Annotated in this window: 14 protein-coding genes; 6 read left to right on the top strand and 8 right to left on the bottom strand. The window is 67.1% G+C overall.

Features of this window, described 5'->3' with window-relative positions:
- The first annotated feature begins 181 nt into the window (after positions 1–181).
- Positions 182–1162, top strand: a complete 981-nt coding sequence (locus ACGLHR_RS35500; protein ID WP_400099789.1) for a hypothetical protein — start codon at positions 182–184, stop codon at positions 1160–1162.
- Here the strand turns inward: ACGLHR_RS35500 and ACGLHR_RS35495 are convergent.
- Positions 1147–2358 (bottom strand): M20 aminoacylase family protein, encoded by a 1212-nt coding sequence (locus tag ACGLHR_RS35495; RefSeq protein WP_400099788.1) that lies wholly within the window; start codon positions 2356–2358, stop codon positions 1147–1149. The genes ACGLHR_RS35500 and ACGLHR_RS35495 overlap by 16 nt on opposite strands.
- Before the next feature lie 54 nt (positions 2359–2412).
- Positions 2413–3723, bottom strand: coding sequence for an MFS transporter (locus tag ACGLHR_RS35490; protein ID WP_400099786.1), 1311 nt, complete (start codon positions 3721–3723; stop codon positions 2413–2415).
- A gap of 342 nt (positions 3724–4065) precedes the next feature.
- Here ACGLHR_RS35490 and ACGLHR_RS35485 point away from each other — a divergent pair, with 342 nt between their 5' ends.
- The 3 genes from ACGLHR_RS35485 to ACGLHR_RS35475 all read left to right on the top strand — a co-directional run bounded on the left by ACGLHR_RS35485 (position 4066) and on the right by ACGLHR_RS35475 (position 6505).
- Positions 4066–5004, top strand: coding sequence for a LysR family transcriptional regulator (locus ACGLHR_RS35485; protein WP_400099784.1), 939 nt, complete (start codon positions 4066–4068; stop codon positions 5002–5004).
- 203 nt (positions 5005–5207) lie between these two features.
- Entirely contained in the window at positions 5208–6125 is a 918-nt protein-coding gene (locus ACGLHR_RS35480; protein ID WP_318231788.1) for a LysR family transcriptional regulator, read from the top strand.
- Positions 6122–6505: a DUF2784 domain-containing protein gene (locus tag ACGLHR_RS35475; RefSeq protein WP_318231787.1), complete on the top strand. Its 384-nt coding sequence runs from the start codon at positions 6122–6124 to the stop codon at positions 6503–6505. Before ACGLHR_RS35480 ends, ACGLHR_RS35475 begins: the two co-directional genes overlap by 4 nt.
- Before the next feature lie 44 nt (positions 6506–6549).
- On the opposite strand, the gene ACGLHR_RS35470 is transcribed toward ACGLHR_RS35475, so the two are convergent.
- The 6 genes from ACGLHR_RS35470 to ACGLHR_RS35445 all read right to left on the bottom strand — a co-directional run bounded on the left by ACGLHR_RS35470 (position 6550) and on the right by ACGLHR_RS35445 (position 13511).
- Complete coding sequence (locus ACGLHR_RS35470; RefSeq protein WP_400099782.1) at positions 6550–7368, bottom strand: crotonase/enoyl-CoA hydratase family protein; 819 nt, start codon at positions 7366–7368, stop codon at positions 6550–6552.
- The gene (locus tag ACGLHR_RS35465) at positions 7365–9062 is read right to left on the bottom strand and encodes a long-chain-fatty-acid--CoA ligase (RefSeq protein WP_400099780.1); all 1698 of its coding nucleotides are present in this window, start codon (positions 9060–9062) and stop codon (positions 7365–7367) included. Before ACGLHR_RS35465 ends, ACGLHR_RS35470 begins: the two co-directional genes overlap by 4 nt.
- Positions 9063–9192: 130 nt before the next feature.
- Positions 9193–9969, bottom strand: a complete 777-nt coding sequence (locus ACGLHR_RS35460; protein ID WP_400099778.1) for an enoyl-CoA hydratase-related protein — start codon at positions 9967–9969, stop codon at positions 9193–9195.
- Positions 9970–10033: 64 nt separating this feature from the next.
- On the bottom strand, positions 10034–10855 hold the full coding sequence (locus tag ACGLHR_RS35455; protein WP_400099776.1) for an SDR family oxidoreductase: 822 nt from the start codon (positions 10853–10855) through the stop codon (positions 10034–10036).
- Between the two features lie 509 nt (positions 10856–11364).
- On the bottom strand, positions 11365–12054 hold the full coding sequence (locus ACGLHR_RS35450; RefSeq protein WP_267604696.1) for a GntR family transcriptional regulator: 690 nt from the start codon (positions 12052–12054) through the stop codon (positions 11365–11367).
- Positions 12055–12098: 44 nt separating this feature from the next.
- Positions 12099–13511, bottom strand: a complete 1413-nt coding sequence (locus ACGLHR_RS35445; protein WP_400099774.1) for a C4-dicarboxylate transporter DctA — start codon at positions 13509–13511, stop codon at positions 12099–12101.
- Positions 13512–13938: 427 nt separating this feature from the next.
- Between ACGLHR_RS35445 and ACGLHR_RS35440 the strand changes: the two genes are divergently transcribed.
- On the top strand, positions 13939–15204 hold the full coding sequence (locus ACGLHR_RS35440) for an allantoate amidohydrolase (protein ID WP_400099772.1): 1266 nt from the start codon (positions 13939–13941) through the stop codon (positions 15202–15204).
- Between the two features lie 51 nt (positions 15205–15255).
- Complete coding sequence (locus ACGLHR_RS35435; RefSeq protein ID WP_150992545.1) at positions 15256–16524, top strand: M20/M25/M40 family metallo-hydrolase; 1269 nt, start codon at positions 15256–15258, stop codon at positions 16522–16524.
- Positions 16525–16729 lie beyond the last annotated feature (205 nt).

Genomic DNA, 16729 nt, shown 5'->3' with positions numbered 1-16729 from the left:
CCCGCTCTGGCGCACGCCATTGCTATACGTTGTGTGACGGCAACGATACGTGGCAAATTGCTGGAAAAGGCCGGCCAGCGGCCCCGGCACGCCCCCCGCAGCGCGCTAAATGGCGACAATGTGCGGGTATTGCGCCAGTGCCCGGACACCGCGCAGGAATCCCATTGCCATCTGAACCACCATGCTGACCAGGCTCCCTCCCACCCGCGAATTGCTCGACGCGCTCAAGCGGAAGCCGCCCGCCGTATCCCATACCGCCAATGTCGCCAATGTCGCCAATGTCGCCAATAGCGCCAATAGCGCCAATAGCGCCGATGCCACCGGCCTGCCACCGGCCGCCACGCGGCTGATGCGGCTGCAGCGCGGTTTGCTGGGGTTGTTCTGGACCTGTTCGCTGGCCGCGCTGCTGGTGACCGGCGCGGTGCTTTACACCAAGTACCAGCTCCGGCACTCACCCGCGCCATGGATGGCGCGACTCGTCTACGTACTGCTGGGCGGCAGCGTGGCCGGGCTGGGGGCGCTGCTGCTGACGCACCTGCCGGCGCTCGCGCGCAGGTTGCGCGATCCGCTTGGCGCGTTGGCCGACCAGGTCGACCGGCACGATGAAGCGGAGAGCGCGCTGCTGCGCTCGCTGGCACGGGTCCCCGCCCAGGCGCTGCGCGCAAGGGCCCGGCGCGTGGAGGTGCAACTGCGGATGTGGGAGGGCATGGCGAAGACGATCGGCTTGCTGATCGCGGTGAGCCCGGCCGCGCTGATGCTGGTCACGGGCCTGTTCGAATTGCCGCGCAAGGGTGCCAGCCTGCTGCCGCTGCTCTCGCTGTACGGCCTTGTCTTTGTGTCGGGCGCCGCGCTGGCGGTCTACCTGCAGCTGCAGGTCAGCCGGCCGCTGCGCCGGCTTGCCTATGTGCTGGGCGAAGCGGCGGAGATCAGCGCGCAACTGGGGAGGGCGCCGATGCCGCCCGCGGCAGCATCGGCGGTGGCAACTGCCGTACCCGTTACAGCGCCCGCACCCGCAGTACCGTCGCCGGCGCCGGTTCCGCCCGAAGTCCTCCAGGCGAGCGCGCTCGCGGATGCAGGCGCGACATCGCGAGAGGAGGATGCCGCGGCGGACGCGGACCACGCAGCAGCGGGTCCGCCCACGCTGTCTCAGCCAGCCAGGTAAGTCTGCGCCAGCCGGACCCAGCAAGCCGCGCCCAGCGGCAGCACCTGGTCGTTGAAGTCGTAGCCCGGGTTGTGCACCATGCAGCCGCCGAACTCGCCTTCGCCGTTGCCCAGGATCAGGTAGCAACCCGGCACCTCGTTCAGCATCCACGCAAAGTCCTCGCTGCCGTTCAGGCCCTTGGGCGCTTGCGTCACGACTTTGTCGGCGCCGACCAGCTCCGCGCAAACCTGCTGCGCCAGCGTTGTTTCGGCCTCCGTGTTGACCATCGGCGGCGTCAGCTGGCGATAGTCGATGTGCGCTTCCACGCCGTGCGCCTGCGCGGTCAGGCTGACGATCTCGCGGATGCGCTGCTCCACCAGCGCGCGCGTCTCAGGGCGCGCGGCGCGTACGTTCAGGCCCAGCGTGACCGATTCCGGAATCACGTTGTGCGTTGCGCCGCCACGGATAAAGCCCACCGACAGCACCGCCGTATCGTCGGGCGCCACATTGCGTGCCACCACCGTTTGCAGCGCGGTGACGATGGCCGCCGACGCCGCGATCGGATCGCGCGCGCGGTGCGGCATGGCGCCGTGCCCGCCCACGCCCTTGACGGTCACGTCGGCCACGTCGGACGACAGGCTCACCGGGCCGGGCAGCGCGCGGAAGGTGCCGGCCGGCACGCCCGGCATGTTGTGCAAGGCGAACACGGCATCGCACGGGAAACGCTCGAACAGGCCATCCTCGATCATCGCGCGCGCGCCGCAGAGGTTTTCCTCGTCGGGCTGGAAGATCAGGTTGAGGGTGCCGTCGAAATCGCGGCTGTCCGCCAGCGCCTTGGCGGCGGCCAGCAGGATGGCGGTGTGGCCGTCGTGGCCGCACGCATGCATCTTGCCGGGGACCTTGCTGGCGTACGGCAGGCCCGTAGCCTCGACGACAGGCAACGCATCCATGTCGGCACGGATGCCCAGGCGGCGCTTGCCGTTGCCCAGCTTCAACTGCCCCACCACGCCGCTCTTGCCGATGCCGGTGTGCACCTCGTAGCCCCAGCTCTCCAGCAGGGTGGCCACCAGCTTGCTGGTGGCGCCGACCTCGAAGCCGAGTTCGGGCTGGGCGTGGATCTGGCGGCGGATGCCGATAAAGGTCTCGGCATCGATCTGGATCGCCGGCAGCAGGTGCGGCAGCAACTGGAAGGGCGTCAGGGTAGGTTCGCGGGTCATGTCTTTATCCTTTGCTGCAAGTTGGCCAGGCTGGCCAGGTCGAGGAGGGAGCGCTCAATGCTCCTGGTTTTCGCGGATCGTCAGCACTGCCAGGATGGTCACGGCACCGCAGGCCATCATGTAGAAGGCGGGCGCCATCGGGTTGCCGGTCTTGGCCAGCATCCAGGTGACGATGAACTGGCAGGAGCCGCCGAACACCGTTACGCCCACCGCGTAGATCACCGACAGGCCGCTGGCGCGCACGTTGGCCGGCAGGAGTTCCATCATCATCAGCAGCATCGGCGTGGAGCCCAGGTAGACACTGGCGGTCAGCAGAGCGGACAGCGACAGCACCAGCGGCACGCTCGGGTAATGGGTCATCAGCCAGAACGCCGGATAGAGGCACACCAGCGTAAAGGCCATCGAGCCCAGCACCAGCGGCTTGCGGCGCGGCAGGCGGTCGGCCAGGGTGCCGGCCACCAGCGACATCATCAGGCACACCACACCCGTCACGCAGCCCGACAGCAGCGACAACGACGGCGGCAGATGCAGTTCGCGGATCATGTAGGTGGGCATGAAATACACCACCAGATAGGTGGCGACCGTGCCGCCGATAATGGTCAGGATGCCCTTGACCACGGTGCCGCCATGCTCGCGGAACAGCGTGCCGAGCGGGCTCGGCGCATGCGCCTCGGCGGTGTGCGTCTCGTCCAGGTGAGCGCGGATATACAGCCCCACCGGCGCGATCAGCAGGCCCAGCACGAAGGGCACGCGCCAGCCCCAGCTTTCCAGCGAAGCCTGCGGCAGCACGCCATAAAGGATGGCTGCCGTAAGCGCGCCCAGCGTCGCCGCGATGCCCTGGCTGCCGAGCTGCCAGCTGACGCGAAAGCCACGGCCCTTGAGGCCGCCGCCCTCCATCAGCATGGCGGTGGAAGCGCCAATCTCGCCACCCAGGGAAAAGCCCTGCAGCAGGCGCCCGGCCACGATCATCACCGGCCCGAACAAGCCAGCGAACGCGTAGGTCGGGGCGAAGGCCAGGCACATCGTGCCAATGACCATCAGGCCGATGGTCAGCGTCATCGCCGCCTTGCGGCCATGGCGGTCAGCGTAATTGCCGATCACGAAGCCGCCCAGCGGCCGCATCACGAAGCCGATACCGAAGGTCGCCACCGCCAGCAGCAGCGAGCCATATGCGCTGTCGGACGGAAAGAACAGCTTGCCGATCAGCAGCGCGAAGAAGCTGTAGACGGTGAAGTCGTACATTTCCAGCGCATTGCCGATCGAGCACGCGGCGATCAGGCGGGACTGGCTCTGGCGCGCCGGGCTTGCGGGCGCGGCCTGGGAAGGGGCCAGCGAGGGCGCCGCAGGCAGGGTGGCATCGTTCATGTCGGTTTCTCCACGAACTGGTTGAGGGGGGTGGGGCGTGGAGGCCGGCGGTTGCCTGGCATCCATCGCGGGGAAGGTGGGGACTCCCTGGCGATGAAGTATTGAGGCAAACACAGCAAGCCAAAAATCATATATTTTCATCTTGATAACCAAATGGCATCGCCGTCATAACCAGGACTGCGCCGCTATCGGTACAAGTACCGAGAACCCTTGTGCCATGGGACATTCGCGGCGCAGGGCCGGGTACGCGCGGCAGTGCCGCCAACGGCGCTCGCGCACGGCGCCGGGGCGGGCCGCACCGTTGCGGGGCGTCCGGGAAAACCCGAAAAGGAAAAGCCAAAGATGAAGCTGCAGCAACTACGCATCCTGCTGGCGGTGGCCCAGCACGGCAGCATCCACGAAGCCTCGCGCAGCCTCCATGTGTCGCAGCCGGCGCTGTCCAAAGCGATTGCCGAACTGGAACGCGAGCTCGGCGTCACGCTGATGTCGCGCTCTGTGCGCGGCATCAGCCTCACCGCCTACGGCGTGGCGCTGGTCAAGCGCGCCAGCCTGGTCGAGCAGGAACTGCGGCATGCGCTGGAAGACATCGAAGCCATCCGCGGCCACGCCGACGCGCAGCTCAACATCGGCTTCACCGCGGTGGCCTCCAGCGGCCCGCTGCCCGACGCCATGGCCGCCTTTCGCAAGCGCTTCCCCAACGTCGCCATGCGCGGCTTCGAGCTGCGCCCGCAACAGATCCTCGAAGGGCTGCGCGAGGGCCGGCTCGACCTCGGCCTGATCTCGACCAACAGCGGCCCCGGCACCGGCGCGTTTCAGTGGGAACCGCTGTTTTCCACCGGCATGTCGCTGGCGGTGCGCGCCGGCCATCCGCTGCGGCGGGTACGCCGGCTGCGTCCCCTGCTCGACGCCGACTGGCTCGTGCTCGACCCGCTCGACGACCCCGGCAGCCCGCTCGCCAGCCTGATGCGCCTGCACCGGCTCGACATGCCCAAGCGCGTGGTGCAGAGCGCCTCCAACCTGCTCGGCCTGCAACTCGCCACGCGCACCGACCTGATCAGCATGTGGTCGGACTTCGTGTTCGACGGCACCGGCCCGCTGCGGCTCGATCCTTCGTCACTGGCACGGCTGCCGATCAGCGACGAACTCCCCGAGTTCCGCGTGTTCCTCGTTTACCGCTCGGAAGACCTGATGACCCACGCCTGCGCCGAGTTCAGCAAGGAGGTGCGGCACTGCGCGCAAGCGATGCCGCGAGGGCGGCCCGCGGTGCGCGCGGGCAGGTGAGTGCAGTGATGAATGGCCTGAGCGCTTGATTCAGGGCAGTACTTGCCTGGTCACGCATGCCACATGCGCCATCGCCAACGACTGTGCCACCCACGGCAAAAAATGCAGCCCCACTCATACCCCCACCCAAATCGCCCCCATAGCCCCCAGCACATGCCCCCCGCCTCCAAATGCGCCACAATGACGCCCAGGAGACACACAGCATGGACAAGCTAAAACAGATCGAAGCCTTTATCGCCGTCGTCGAACACGGCAGCATGGCTGCCGCCGCGCTGACGCAAGGGGTGACGCCGGTGATGATCGGGCGTCGCATCAATGCGCTGGAGGCGCGCATCGGCGTGAAGCTGCTGCACCGCTCGACGCGGCGCATCGTGGTGACGGAGCAGGGCGCGGCATTCATGGAGCAGTGCAAGAAGGCGCTGGCAGACCTAGACCGTGCCGAGATGCTGATCGCCGAAGGCAAGCACAAGGCGACCGGCCACCTGATCGTGTCGGCGCCGGCGGCGTTCGGGCGCAAGCATGTGGCGCCGCATGCGCCGGCGTTCCTGGCGGCGAATCCCGAGGTGCAGATTTCCTTCAACCTGACCGATCGCGTGGTGGACCTGGTGCGCGAGGGCTATGACGTGGGCATCCGCATCGGCGGGGCCATCGACCCGAACTTTGTTGCCATCAAGCTGGCGACCAACAAGCGGGTGGTGTGCGGCACGCCCGCGTATTTCGCGCGCCATGGCGTGCCACAGACATTGGACGATCTCGCGCAGCACAACTGCCTGGCCTTCAACCTGCAGGGCGGCCAGCAGCGCGGCTGGTACTTCCAGCAGGACGGCAAGACCGTCACGGTGCGTGTGAGCGGCAACCTCGATTGCAACGATGGCGAGTTGCTGCATCGCTGGACTGGCGAGAGCCTGGGGCTGGGCTGGCGCTCCACCTGGGAGATCCTGCCGCAGCTGGAGAGCGGCGAGTTGATCACCGTGCTCGACGAGTACGCGCTGCCGGATTACGACATCCTTGCCGTGTACCCGCAGCAGCGGCCGGTGCCGGCCAAGATCCGCTTTTTTATCGAACACCTGAAGGCGGCGTTCGCGGTGCCGGGCTACTGGACCGGTCGGCAAGGACGATGATGGCAGCCTGGCTCGCGGACGCCATCGTCCTGTTGCACCTCGCCTTTATCCTCTTTGTGATGCTGGGTGGTCTGCTGGTGCTGCGCTGGCCGCGCATGGCGTGGCTGCACTTGCCGGCAGTGGCGTGGGGCGTGGTGGTGGAGTGGAGCGGGTGGATCTGCCCGCTCACCCCGCTGGAAAGCGCGCTGCGCCTGCGCGCGGGGCAGCAGGCCTATGATGGGGATTTCGTACAGCACTACGTGCTGGCGCTGATCTATCCCGAGGGCCTCACACGCGAGATCCAGATCGTGCTCGGGGCCGTGGTGCTGGCGCTTAACCTGGCGGTCTACGTGGCACTCTATCGCCGGATGCGGCGCCAACGAACGCGTCAGCACGCCTGAGCGCACAAAACGCAACGCAGCAACCGGCCCGGCGCCACGCAACGCTACGACGCCGGCTTGAACGTCGGTGCCCGCTTTTCCATATTGGCGATCACTGCTTCACGCTGGTTGGCGCCGCCGATCAGCCGGTCCTGCTCGACCGATTCGGCCAGCAGGATGGCGGCGCCGTCGCCGTGCTCGCTCACCTGCATCAATCGCTTGGCGGCGCGGATTGCGTCCGGGCTGCGGCCGGCGATATCGCGCGCGGTGGCCAGCGCGGCTGCGCGCGGGTCGTCCACCACGGCAGTGGCCAGGCCCAGCGCGCATGCTTCTTCGCCGGTGACGATGCGGCCGCTGTAGATCAGCTCGCGCAGGCGGTCGGGGCGCACCAGGCCGCGCATCAGCAGCATGCCGGCCATGTCGGGCACCAGCCCCCACTTGATCTCCATCACCGACAGGCGCGTGTCTGCGGTGACATAGCGCAGGTCCGCGCCGAGCGCGACCTGCAAGCCGCCGCCGAAGGCCACGCCGTGCACGGCGGCAATCACCGGCACCGGCAATTCGCGCCAGACCATGCAGGCAAACTGCGGACGGTTGGAGATGCCATGGGTGCGCGCCGCGAGCCGGCCTGCGGCGATGGCGTCGCCCTGGCCGCCTCCCAGCCCGGCCATGCTCTGCATATCGAGCCCGGCGCAAAACGCGCGGCCTTCGCCCGACAGCACCACCGCGCGCAAGTCCGGCTCGCGCGCGAGAAGCTGGCCGGCGTCGATCAGCGCGTCGAACATGGCGGGGTCGAGGGCGTTCATCTTGTCGGGCCGGTTGAGCCTGACCTCGGCCACGCCGTCTTCGATGGTCAGGACGATGCGTTCGCTGCTGGTGCTCATGTTGCGTTGCTCCTTGCTTGATTGGGATCCTGCGCTGTAGGCAGGACGTAGTCCTTGAATTGTTCCCGCAGCTTCACCTTGAGCAGCTTGCCGATGGCGGTGTGAGGCAGCGAATCGACAAAGGCGACGTCGTCGGGCACCCACCATTTGGCGACGCGCGCCGCGAGATAGTCGAGCAGTTCGGCGGCGCTCACGTCCTTGCCGGGCCGGCGTACCACCACCAGCAGAGGGCGCTCCTGCCACTTGGGATGCGGCACGCCCACGACGGCGGCTTCCGCCACGGCGGGATGGCCCATGGTGGCGTTTTCCAGGTCGATGGAGGAGATCCATTCGCCGCCTGACTTGATCACATCCTTGGCGCGATCCACCAGCTGCACATAGCCATCCGCATCGATATTGGCGACGTCGCCGGTGTCGAACCAGCCGTCGGCGTCGAGCGCGTCATGCTCTGCCTTGAAGTAGGCGGAGGCGATCCACGGCCCGCGTACCTTGAGCCGGCCAAAGGCGTGGCCGTCGTGCGGCAGCGCATTGCCCTGGTCGTCCTCGATGCACAGGTCCACGCCCCACAGCGCGCGGCCTTGCTTGAGCTTGATCTTCAACTGGTCCTGCGTGCCGAGCGCCTGGTGCTTGGGCAGCAAGGTGCTGATCACGCCGATCGGGCTGGTCTCCGTCATGCCCCAGCCCTGGACGAAACGCGCGCCGAACTGCTGCTCGAAGCGCTCGATCATCGCCGCCGGCGCGGCCGAGCCGCCCACGCCGGCGAGCTTGAGCCCGAGCGAGCGCGGATCGATCTCGGGATGCGCGTCGAGGTACTGGAACAGCATCAGCCACACTGTGGGCACCGCGGTGGAGAAGGTCACGCGCTCGTCGCGCAGCATGCGGTAGACGTTTTCGCCATCCAGGTGCTGGGCGGGCAATACCATCTTGGCGCCCGTCATGGCGCAGGCGTAGGGCATGCCCCAGGCGTTCGCATGGAACAGCGGCACGACCAGCAGGATCGCGCTGTCCGCGTTGACGCCGAAGGTGTCGAACGCGCAGGCCTTGAGGCTGTGCAGCACGGTGGAGCGATGCGAATACAGCACGCCCTTGGGGTTGCCGGTGGTGCCCGATGTGTAGCAAAGCGACGATGCGGTGCGCTCGTCGAATTGCGGCCATGCGTAGTCCTCGCTGCCGGCCTCGACCAGGTCCTCGTAGCACAGCAGGTTAGGCAGCTTGCCGGCAAGATCGAGCGCGTCGGTGCCGGCGCGATCGGTCATCGCCACGTAGTGCGTGACGGTGGACAGGCGCGGCGCGAGCTGCGCCACCAGCGGCGCGAAGCAGGGGTCGAAGAAGAGCACGCGGTCTTCCGCATGATTGATGATGTAGTCGATCTGCTCGGGGAACAGGCGGGGATTGACGGTATGCAGCACCACGCCCGCGCCCGACACGCCAAAGTACAGCTCCAGGTGGCGGTGCGTGTTCCACGCCAGCGTGCCGACGCGATCGCCTTGCTCGATGCCGAGTCCGCCGAGTCCGCCGAGCCCGGTGAGCGCACTGGCGACCCGCTTTGCGCGGCGGTGCACCTGCGCGTAGTTGGAGCGCACCGTGCCGCCATCGATCGTGCGCGACACGATCTCCTGCTGCGGGTGGTACTGCGCGGCGTACTCGATCAGTGAGGAAATCAGCAACGGACGGTCTTGCATGAGGCCTAGCATGATGCGCGTCTCCTGGTTTCGAAGCGTGGTGCGATGCGAAGTCGGTGATAGCGGGAGACGGATCGCTTCTGCGAGCGCCCGCCCTCTCCCCCGTCCCCGCTCCCACGAGTGGGCACGGGGAGCAAACCGGTCAGCGGCCCTTGAAGGCCGGCTTGCGCTTTTCCAGGAACGCCGCCACGCCTTCCTTGAAGTCCTCGCTGCGCGATGCGCGCGACTGCAGCGTGGCCTCGCGCTCGAGCTGCGCCGGCAGGTCGCTCTCCAGGCTGGCGTTGAGCGCTTCCTTGATCAAGCCGTAGGCAAAGGTGGGCATCTGCGCCAGGTGGGCGGCCAGCTTGGCGGTCTCGGCCGTAAGGGCGTCGTCCTCATGCACCTTCCACACCAGGCCGATGCGATGCGCTTCTTCCGCGTCGATCTTCTCGGCCAGGATGGCGAGCGCGCGTGCCCGCATCTCGCCCGCGTAGCGGGGAAGGAAGTAAGTGCTGCCGGCATCCGGCACCAGCCCGATCTTGGAGAACGCCTGCAGGAACGATGCCGAGCGCGCGGCCAGCACCACGTCGCCGGCCAGCGCCAGGCTCACGCCGGCGCCTGCCGCTACGCCGTTGACCGAGGTGATGACAGGCTTGGGCATATTGCGCAGCGCCAGGATGATCGGGTGGTAGCGCTCGCGCAGCAGCGTGCCCGAATCCTGCAGCCCGGGCTCGCGCCCGGCCAGGTCGGCGCCCGCGCAAAAGCCGCGGCCATTGGCGGTCAGCACCACAGCGCGCACGGCCTCGTCCTGCGCGGCGCGCTCGACGGCGGCGCGCAGCTCGATCATCAGCGCGCTGTTGAGCGCGTTGAGCACGTCGGGGCGGTTCAGGGTGATGGTGGCCACGCCTTCGGCGGCGTGATAGAGCACGGGTGATGTCACTGGAGTCTCCTTGTCGTAGTTGTGCGGATGCATGCGTGCTTGAATGTGCGGAAAGCTGCGCGGCTCAGGCCGCCTTGCCCGGGGCCTTGGGCGGATGCAGCGCATCGGCCGACGCGTCGCCCAGCTTGCTGCCACCATCGCAGTCGACGATGGTGCCCGTGATATAGCGTGCGTTGTCGGTGGACAGGAACAGCGCAGTATTGGCGATATCGTCCTTGTCGCCGTAGTCGCGCAGCGCCAGGCGTGCCTTGAAGCGCGCCTCCATCTCGGGAGTGGGCGCGAGCCGCGCCATGCCTTCGGTGCCGGCGATGGGGCCGGGCGAGATGCCGTTTACGCGTACGCCGGCCGGGCCCCATTCCATGGCCAGGCATTTCACCAGCATATTGATGCCGGCCTTGGCGGCGCACACATGGGCCTGGAACATCATCGCATTGACCGCCTGCGGCGCGGTGATGGCGATCAGCGAGGCGCCCGGCGCATTGAGGAAGGCAAAGCAGGCGCGAAAGACATTGAAGGTGCCGATCAGGTCGATGTCCACCACGGTCTTGAAGCCGTTGGCGGACATGCCCAGCGCCGGCGCGACAAAGTTGCCGGCCGCGCCCGAGATCACGATGTCGATCGGGCCGAGTTCGTCGCGCGTGCGCGCGAGTGCCGCTTCCACCGCGGCGTAGTCGCGCACATCGGCCGCCATGCCAATAGCGCTGCCGCCGGCATCAACGATGCTGGCCGCCGCCGCGGCAATGCGCTCGGGGTCGCGGCTGACCAGCGCCAGGCGGGCGCCCGCCGTGGCGAAGTGCCGGGCGATGCCCAGGTTGATGCCGGACGAGGCGCCGGCGATAAACACGACCTTGCCGGCCAGGACGTCGTCTTTGAACGCGTTGGACATGGGTTTCCCTCCCTAGGATGGGTTGGATGATGAAAGCGGATGGCCCGGCACGGGAGTCGGGCGGGAAGATCAGTCGCGCCCGCGCTGGCGCACGGATGGCGGGACCGTCAGGGACGGCAAAGCGGGGAACAGGATGGCGCGGGCAGGCTCTGGCGATGCCACGGACGTCGCCACCGGACGGCTGGAACGGGTCTTGTCTGTCTCCTGGCTTTATCTTTTAAGCGGCCTCTGACCTGGGCCACCGACATCCTACTCCGAAGACGGGATTCGATCACGCGCGGATCTGGCAATGGCGGCGCGCGCGGCGCGCAAAAGAAAAAGCCCGCACCCAGGCCGGCGTGCGGGCTGCCGTCCGCGATGGACGGGCCAGTGTGTCATGAAGCGCGCCCCCGCAGCTTCATGACGAGGTCGATGATGGCGCAAAGGCGCGTGGCGCGCCTTGACCTGGGTCAACGCCAGCTCAGGTGCCAAGTCAAGCGCCAGGTCAGGCGCGCCGCGGCATGCCAGGCTCAGGCCAGCAGCGCCGTCACCAGGTCCTTGCTGCGCGCGGCGGGGACCTGCTCGAAATGCAGCGCCGCTTCGACATGGTTCAGGTGTTCCACCATCAGCGTCACCGCGCGCTCGGTGTCGCCTGCGCGGGCCGCCTCGATGAACTCGCGATGCTCATCCGAGGAGCAGGCGGCGTCGCGGCGGGACTGGTACAGCATGGTGATCACCGCGCTGCGCAACGACAACTCCTGCAGCATGCCCGTCAGCACGCCATTGCCCACCACCTCCGCCAGCATGATGTGGAAATCGCTGAGCAGGCGGGTGCGCACATGCGCATCGCTGCCGCCCAGCGCCTTTTTCTCGGCGACGAGGTGCCGGTCGATGCGCTTGTAATCTGCGGCGGTGGCGCGCGCCACGAACTCGCGCGCCAGGGCCGCCTCCAGGATGCGGCGCACCGCGAACACTTCGCGCGCCTCCTCGGCGCTGGGCTTGGCCACGAAGGCGCCTTTGTCCGGCACGATCTGGATGAGCTTGTCCTTGGACAGCATCAGCAGCGCCGCGCGCACCTTGGTGCGGCTGACGCGGTAGACGCTGGCCAGGGCCTCTTCGCGCAGCTTGGTGCCAGGCGGCAGGCGGTGCGAAACGATGGCCGCGACGATGTCTTCGGCGATCGCTTCGGCGGTCATGGCAGGGTCGATATGCTCAGGCATGGTTGCGCACTTGCGCAGCGTCTCGTGGGAGGAATGCCGAGATTCTAGCGCCCCGCGGCCGCGCCGGGCAGCGGGGATGCCCCGGGGGTGGCCGCGGCGGCCCCGTGAGGCGCCGGGGCAAAGCCCGCTTCGAGGTCGCTGGCGTCGATCTTGCCGTTGAGCACATCGTGGGCGCGCGCCCGGTCGATGTCCTTTTCCCAGGCGGCTACCACCACGGTTGCCACGCAGTTGCCGATCAGGTTGCCGACGGCACGGGCGATGCCGATGAACCAGTCGACCGACAGCACCAGCACCAGTCCGATAGCGGGAATCGCAGGGTGGGCCGACAACGTGGCCGCCAGGATCACGATGGCCGAGCCGGGAATGCCGTGCGCGCCCTTGGACGTGACCAGGGCGACGGCCAGGATGCCGAGCAGGTCGCCCAGCGCCAGCGGCGTATTGGTGGCCTGGGCGATAAACACCGCGGCCAGCGTCAGGTAGATCGAGAAGGCGTCGAGATTGAAGGAGTAGCCGGTGGGGATCACCAGGCCCACCACCGATTTCTTGATGCCCATGAACTCAAGCTTCTTCATGATCTGCGGCAGCACGCTGTCGGACGACGCGGTGCCCAGCACCACCAGCAGTTCGGCGCGCAGGTAGCGGATCAGCTTGATTACCGAGAAGCCGCACAGGCGCATCACGGTCCCCAGCACCACCAGCACGAACAGGGCCACGGCGCCGTAGAACACCACCACCAGGTAACCGAGCTGCTTGAGCGAGCCGATGCCGTACTTGCCCACGGTGAAGGCCACCGCGCCCAGCACGCCCAGCGGCGCCAGCTTGATGATGAAGCCCATCATCTTGAACAAGGTGTGCGAAAAGGTGTCGATCATCGATACCAGCGGCCGCCCGCGCTCGCCTACCAGCGACAGCGCGCAGCCGAACAGGATCGAAACCAGCAAGACCTGCAGCACGTCGCCGCTGGCGAACGCACCCATGATCGTGCTGGGAATCAGCTTGAGCAGGAAGTCCACCATGCCCGCGCTCTTGACCTTGGCGGCGGTGTCCACGTAGGCGGACATGGCCGAGGCGTCGAGCGAGGCCGGGTTCACGTTCATGCCGGTGCCGGGGTGGAAGATATAGGCCAGGGCAATACCCAGCGCCAGCGCGATGGTGGTGACCACTTCGAAATACAGCACCGCCTTGATGCCGACCCGGCCCACCTTCTTCAGCTCGCCGGCGCCACAGATGCCTGCCACCACCACGCAGAACACGATCGGGCCAATCAGCATCTTGATCAGCTTGATAAAGGCATCGCCAAGCGGCTTGAGCTTGGCGGCGAACTCGGGAAAGAACAGGCCGAGTGCGGTGCCCAGCACCAGGGCGATCAAGACCTGGCCAAACAGGGAACGGGTAAAGCGGCTGAAAGCGGACTGGGGGCGGCCGGAAGCGGGCCGTAGGGGGGCTGCTGGGTGCATCGTTGTCTCCATGCGGACACGTCCAGGTCTATGGCTGGCGCGTCCTGTCATTGCTGCAGGAATTACCGGCTGCCCGCTTGCGGGAAGGCCGGCCTGACGTGCCGGGCGCGAGAGCCGGGTGAAGGCTGTGGCGCTTCGCGGATTGGCCCTTCTGTTGGAGCGGAATCCACGCAACTCGCTGTCCGGATCGGATTGTCCGCAGCGAATTGTCGTAACGTGGAAGCCAATATAGTGCATATCATTTTTGTATGCAATTTTTGAATTCACTGTGCTACCATGAATCGCACAGAATAGAGCTCTCGAACGAGAGTCGCGGCGCCCCTGGGACTTTCCCTAGGCACCGGCCCGGCACCAGCGCGGTGCCGCTGGCGCGGGGCTTGCATGATCCGGCGCCACCGCATTCGCGCACTTCCAGCAGGAGACACGCATGGCAGCAACCCTCAAGCCCGCTACCGAAACCGGGGCGCGCATCATGGCCTGGGCCGATACCCTGGCCGTCCACACCGAGCAGCCCGGCATGCTCACCCGCACCTATCTCACCGAGGCGCACCACGGCGCCGCCGCGCAGCTCGCCGAGTGGATGCGCGAAGCCGGCATGACGGTGCGCCGCGACGCCGCCGGCAACGTGATCGGCCGCTACGACGGCACCACGCCCGATGCGCCCGCGCTGCTCACCGGCTCGCACTTCGACACCGTGCGCGATGGCGGCCGCTATGACGGCAACCTCGGCGTGATCCTGCCGATCGCCTGCGTGGCGGAGTGGCACCGCCAGGGCAAGCGCTTTCCATTCGCTATCGAGGTGGTGGGCTTTGCCGAGGAAGAGGGCGTGCGCTTCAAGGCCACGCTGCTGGGCAGCCGCGCCATTGCCGGCACCTTCGACACCAATGTGCTCGACAACGTGGACGATTCGGGCAAGACCATGCGCGAAGTGATGCACGCGGCAGGTTTCGATCCCGCTGGGCTGCCGGCCGCCGCGCATTCGCGCGAGCAGGTGCTGGCGTTCGTGGAAGTCCATATCGAACAAGGCCCGGTGCTGCTCAATGAAGGACTGTCGCTGGGTGTCGTGACCGCGATCTCCGGCGCGACCCGCTTCATCGTGGAGCTGGAAGGGCTGGCCGGCCACGCCGGCACCGTGCCGATGGACATGCGCCGCGACGCCGCCATGGCTGGCGCCGAGGTCGGCCTGTTCATCGAGCGCCGCTGCGGCGGCCTGCCCGGACTGGTCGGCACGATCGGCCAGTTCAACGTGCCCAACGGCGCTGCCAATGTGGTGCCGGGCCGCGCGGTCTTCTCCATCGACATCCGTGCCGGCGAAGACGCTGTGCGCGAGGCTGCCGTCAACGACGTGCTGGCGGAAATCGAGCGCGTGTGCGCCCGCCGCAATGTGCGCGTGCAGATCCGCAAGACCCACGAGGCCGTCAGCGTGCCATGCGCGCCCTGGCTGCAAACGCAATGGGCGGATGCCATCGCCCGCCAGGGACTGCGTGTGCGGCACCTGCCTTCCGGCGCCGGCCATGACGCCATGGCCATCGCGGCCATTGCCGATGTGGCGATGCTCTTTGTGCGCTGCGGCAACGGTGGCATCAGCCATCACCCCACCGAAATCATGACCGCGGAGGACGCCGCCAGCGCGGCCGCCGTATTCAGCGATTTCGTCGAGCATTTCGACAAGCACTCCGCGCGGCAGCAGTAAAGCGCCCGCATCCGTCATCCTGATGAGACTTAGACTTTTTCGAGAATAACCATGACCGCAAGAGACAACGTGAACCCGCTGCAGACCACGCTCACCAACTACATCGACGCCCAGCGCCCCGCGCAGGAAGCCTTCCTGGCCGAACTGGTCAAGGTGCCTTCGGATAACCCGCCGGGCGACTGCGACGCGCACGGCGCGCGCGCCAAGGTGCTGCTGGAAGGCCTGGGCTTCAAGGTCGAAGCGCACAAGGTGCCGGACGAACTGGTCAAGGCCGCCGGCATGATCAGCGCCACCAACCTGCTGGTGCGCAAGACCTTCGGCACGGGCGGCCCGACCATCGCCATGAACGCGCACGGTGACGTGGTGCCCCCGGGCCTGGGCTGGACCAAGGACCCGTACGGCGGCGAGATCGCCGACAGCGAGCACGGCCCGGTCATGTACGGCCGCGGCGTGGCCGTGTCCAAGTCGGACTTCGCCACCTACACCTACGCCGTGCTGGCGCTGATGGAAGCCGAGAAGCAAGGCGCCAAGCTCAACGGCACGCTGGAACTGCAATTCACTTATGACGAGGAAACCGGCGGCGACATCGGTCCCAAGTTCCTGCTCGACCAAGGCCTGAGCAAGCCCGACTACGCCATCTCGGCGGGCTTCTCCTACGGCATCACCTCGGCCCACAACGGCTGCCTGCACGTCGAAGTGACGGTCAAGGGCAAGCAAGGCCACGCCGCCATGCCGCACACCGGCGTGGACGCGATCGAGGCCGCCACCCACATCCTGCAAGCCATCTACGGCCTGCGCGCCGAACTGGCCACGCGCAAGTCGAAGACGCTGGGCATCGATACCGCCACGTTGAACGTTGGCCTGATCAAGGGCGGCATCAACACCAACGTGGTGCCGGACCTGGTGACCTTCCGCGTCGACCGCCGCATGATCCCCGAGGAAATCGGCTTCGACGCCGAAGGCGAGCTGCGCGCCGTGGTCGAGAAGGCTGCCAAGGATCGTCCGGGCATCGAGGTCAAGGTCGAGCGCATCATCCTGGCCGAGCCGCTGTCGGAACTGCCGGGCGTGGAAAAGCTGATCGGCGCCCTGAAGGGCCGCGCCGAGGAAGTGTTCGGCGTGGAGATTCCGGTGCAAGGCGTGCCGCTCTACACCGATGCCCGCCACTACACCAAGTACGGCATCCCCACCGTGCTGTACGGCGCCGGCCCGCGCACGCTGATGGAAGCCCGCGGCCACAACTCGGACGAGAACCTGCGCCTGAACGACCTGAACCGTGCCACCAAGGTGGTGGCGCTGGCGCTGTCGGACCTGATCGGTTGATGGAAGTGTGAAGGTTCCAGGGCGGATTCAAGCCTTGGGGCCAGAGGAGGGGGCGGGCGCTCGCTGCGCTCCCTCGTCAGCCTTGATCGCAAGATCATGCGCCGGATGAATATCACTATTAGCAACGAATGGGGTATCCATTTAACCGGAGTTACACTCGGGCATGGAGCTTCCAATCGCAGGCATTGACTACCCTCGTTCCTTC

The sequence above is a fragment of the Cupriavidus sp. CuC1 genome (assembly GCF_044627735.1).
Classification (GTDB): Bacteria; Pseudomonadota; Gammaproteobacteria; order Burkholderiales; family Burkholderiaceae; genus Cupriavidus; species Cupriavidus ulmosensis.
This window is presented reverse-complemented; position numbering and strand designations above follow the sequence as displayed.

What these genes read in the sequence shown, in the direction of transcription:
- ACGLHR_RS35445 (WP_400099774.1), bottom strand. Translation starts at nt 13,511, where the DNA reads ATGCACCCAGCAGCCCCCCTACGGCCCGCTTCCGGCCGCCCCCAGTCC.
- ACGLHR_RS35470 (WP_400099782.1), bottom strand. Translation starts at nt 7,368, where the DNA reads ATGAGCACCAGCAGCGAACGCATCGTCCTGACCATCGAAGACGGCGTG.
- ACGLHR_RS35500 (WP_400099789.1), top strand. Translation starts at nt 182, where the DNA reads ATGCTGACCAGGCTCCCTCCCACCCGCGAATTGCTCGACGCGCTCAAG.
- ACGLHR_RS35490 (WP_400099786.1), bottom strand. Translation starts at nt 3,723, where the DNA reads ATGAACGATGCCACCCTGCCTGCGGCGCCCTCGCTGGCCCCTTCCCAG.
- ACGLHR_RS35440 (WP_400099772.1), top strand. Translation starts at nt 13,939, where the DNA reads ATGGCAGCAACCCTCAAGCCCGCTACCGAAACCGGGGCGCGCATCATG.
- ACGLHR_RS35485 (WP_400099784.1), top strand. Translation starts at nt 4,066, where the DNA reads ATGAAGCTGCAGCAACTACGCATCCTGCTGGCGGTGGCCCAGCACGGC.
- ACGLHR_RS35450 (WP_267604696.1), bottom strand. Translation starts at nt 12,054, where the DNA reads ATGCCTGAGCATATCGACCCTGCCATGACCGCCGAAGCGATCGCCGAA.
- ACGLHR_RS35495 (WP_400099788.1), bottom strand. Translation starts at nt 2,358, where the DNA reads ATGACCCGCGAACCTACCCTGACGCCCTTCCAGTTGCTGCCGCACCTG.
- ACGLHR_RS35465 (WP_400099780.1), bottom strand. Translation starts at nt 9,062, where the DNA reads ATGCTAGGCCTCATGCAAGACCGTCCGTTGCTGATTTCCTCACTGATC.
- ACGLHR_RS35480 (WP_318231788.1), top strand. Translation starts at nt 5,208, where the DNA reads ATGGACAAGCTAAAACAGATCGAAGCCTTTATCGCCGTCGTCGAACAC.
- ACGLHR_RS35455 (WP_400099776.1), bottom strand. Translation starts at nt 10,855, where the DNA reads ATGTCCAACGCGTTCAAAGACGACGTCCTGGCCGGCAAGGTCGTGTTT.
- ACGLHR_RS35475 (WP_318231787.1), top strand. Translation starts at nt 6,122, where the DNA reads ATGATGGCAGCCTGGCTCGCGGACGCCATCGTCCTGTTGCACCTCGCC.
- ACGLHR_RS35435 (WP_150992545.1), top strand. Translation starts at nt 15,256, where the DNA reads ATGACCGCAAGAGACAACGTGAACCCGCTGCAGACCACGCTCACCAAC.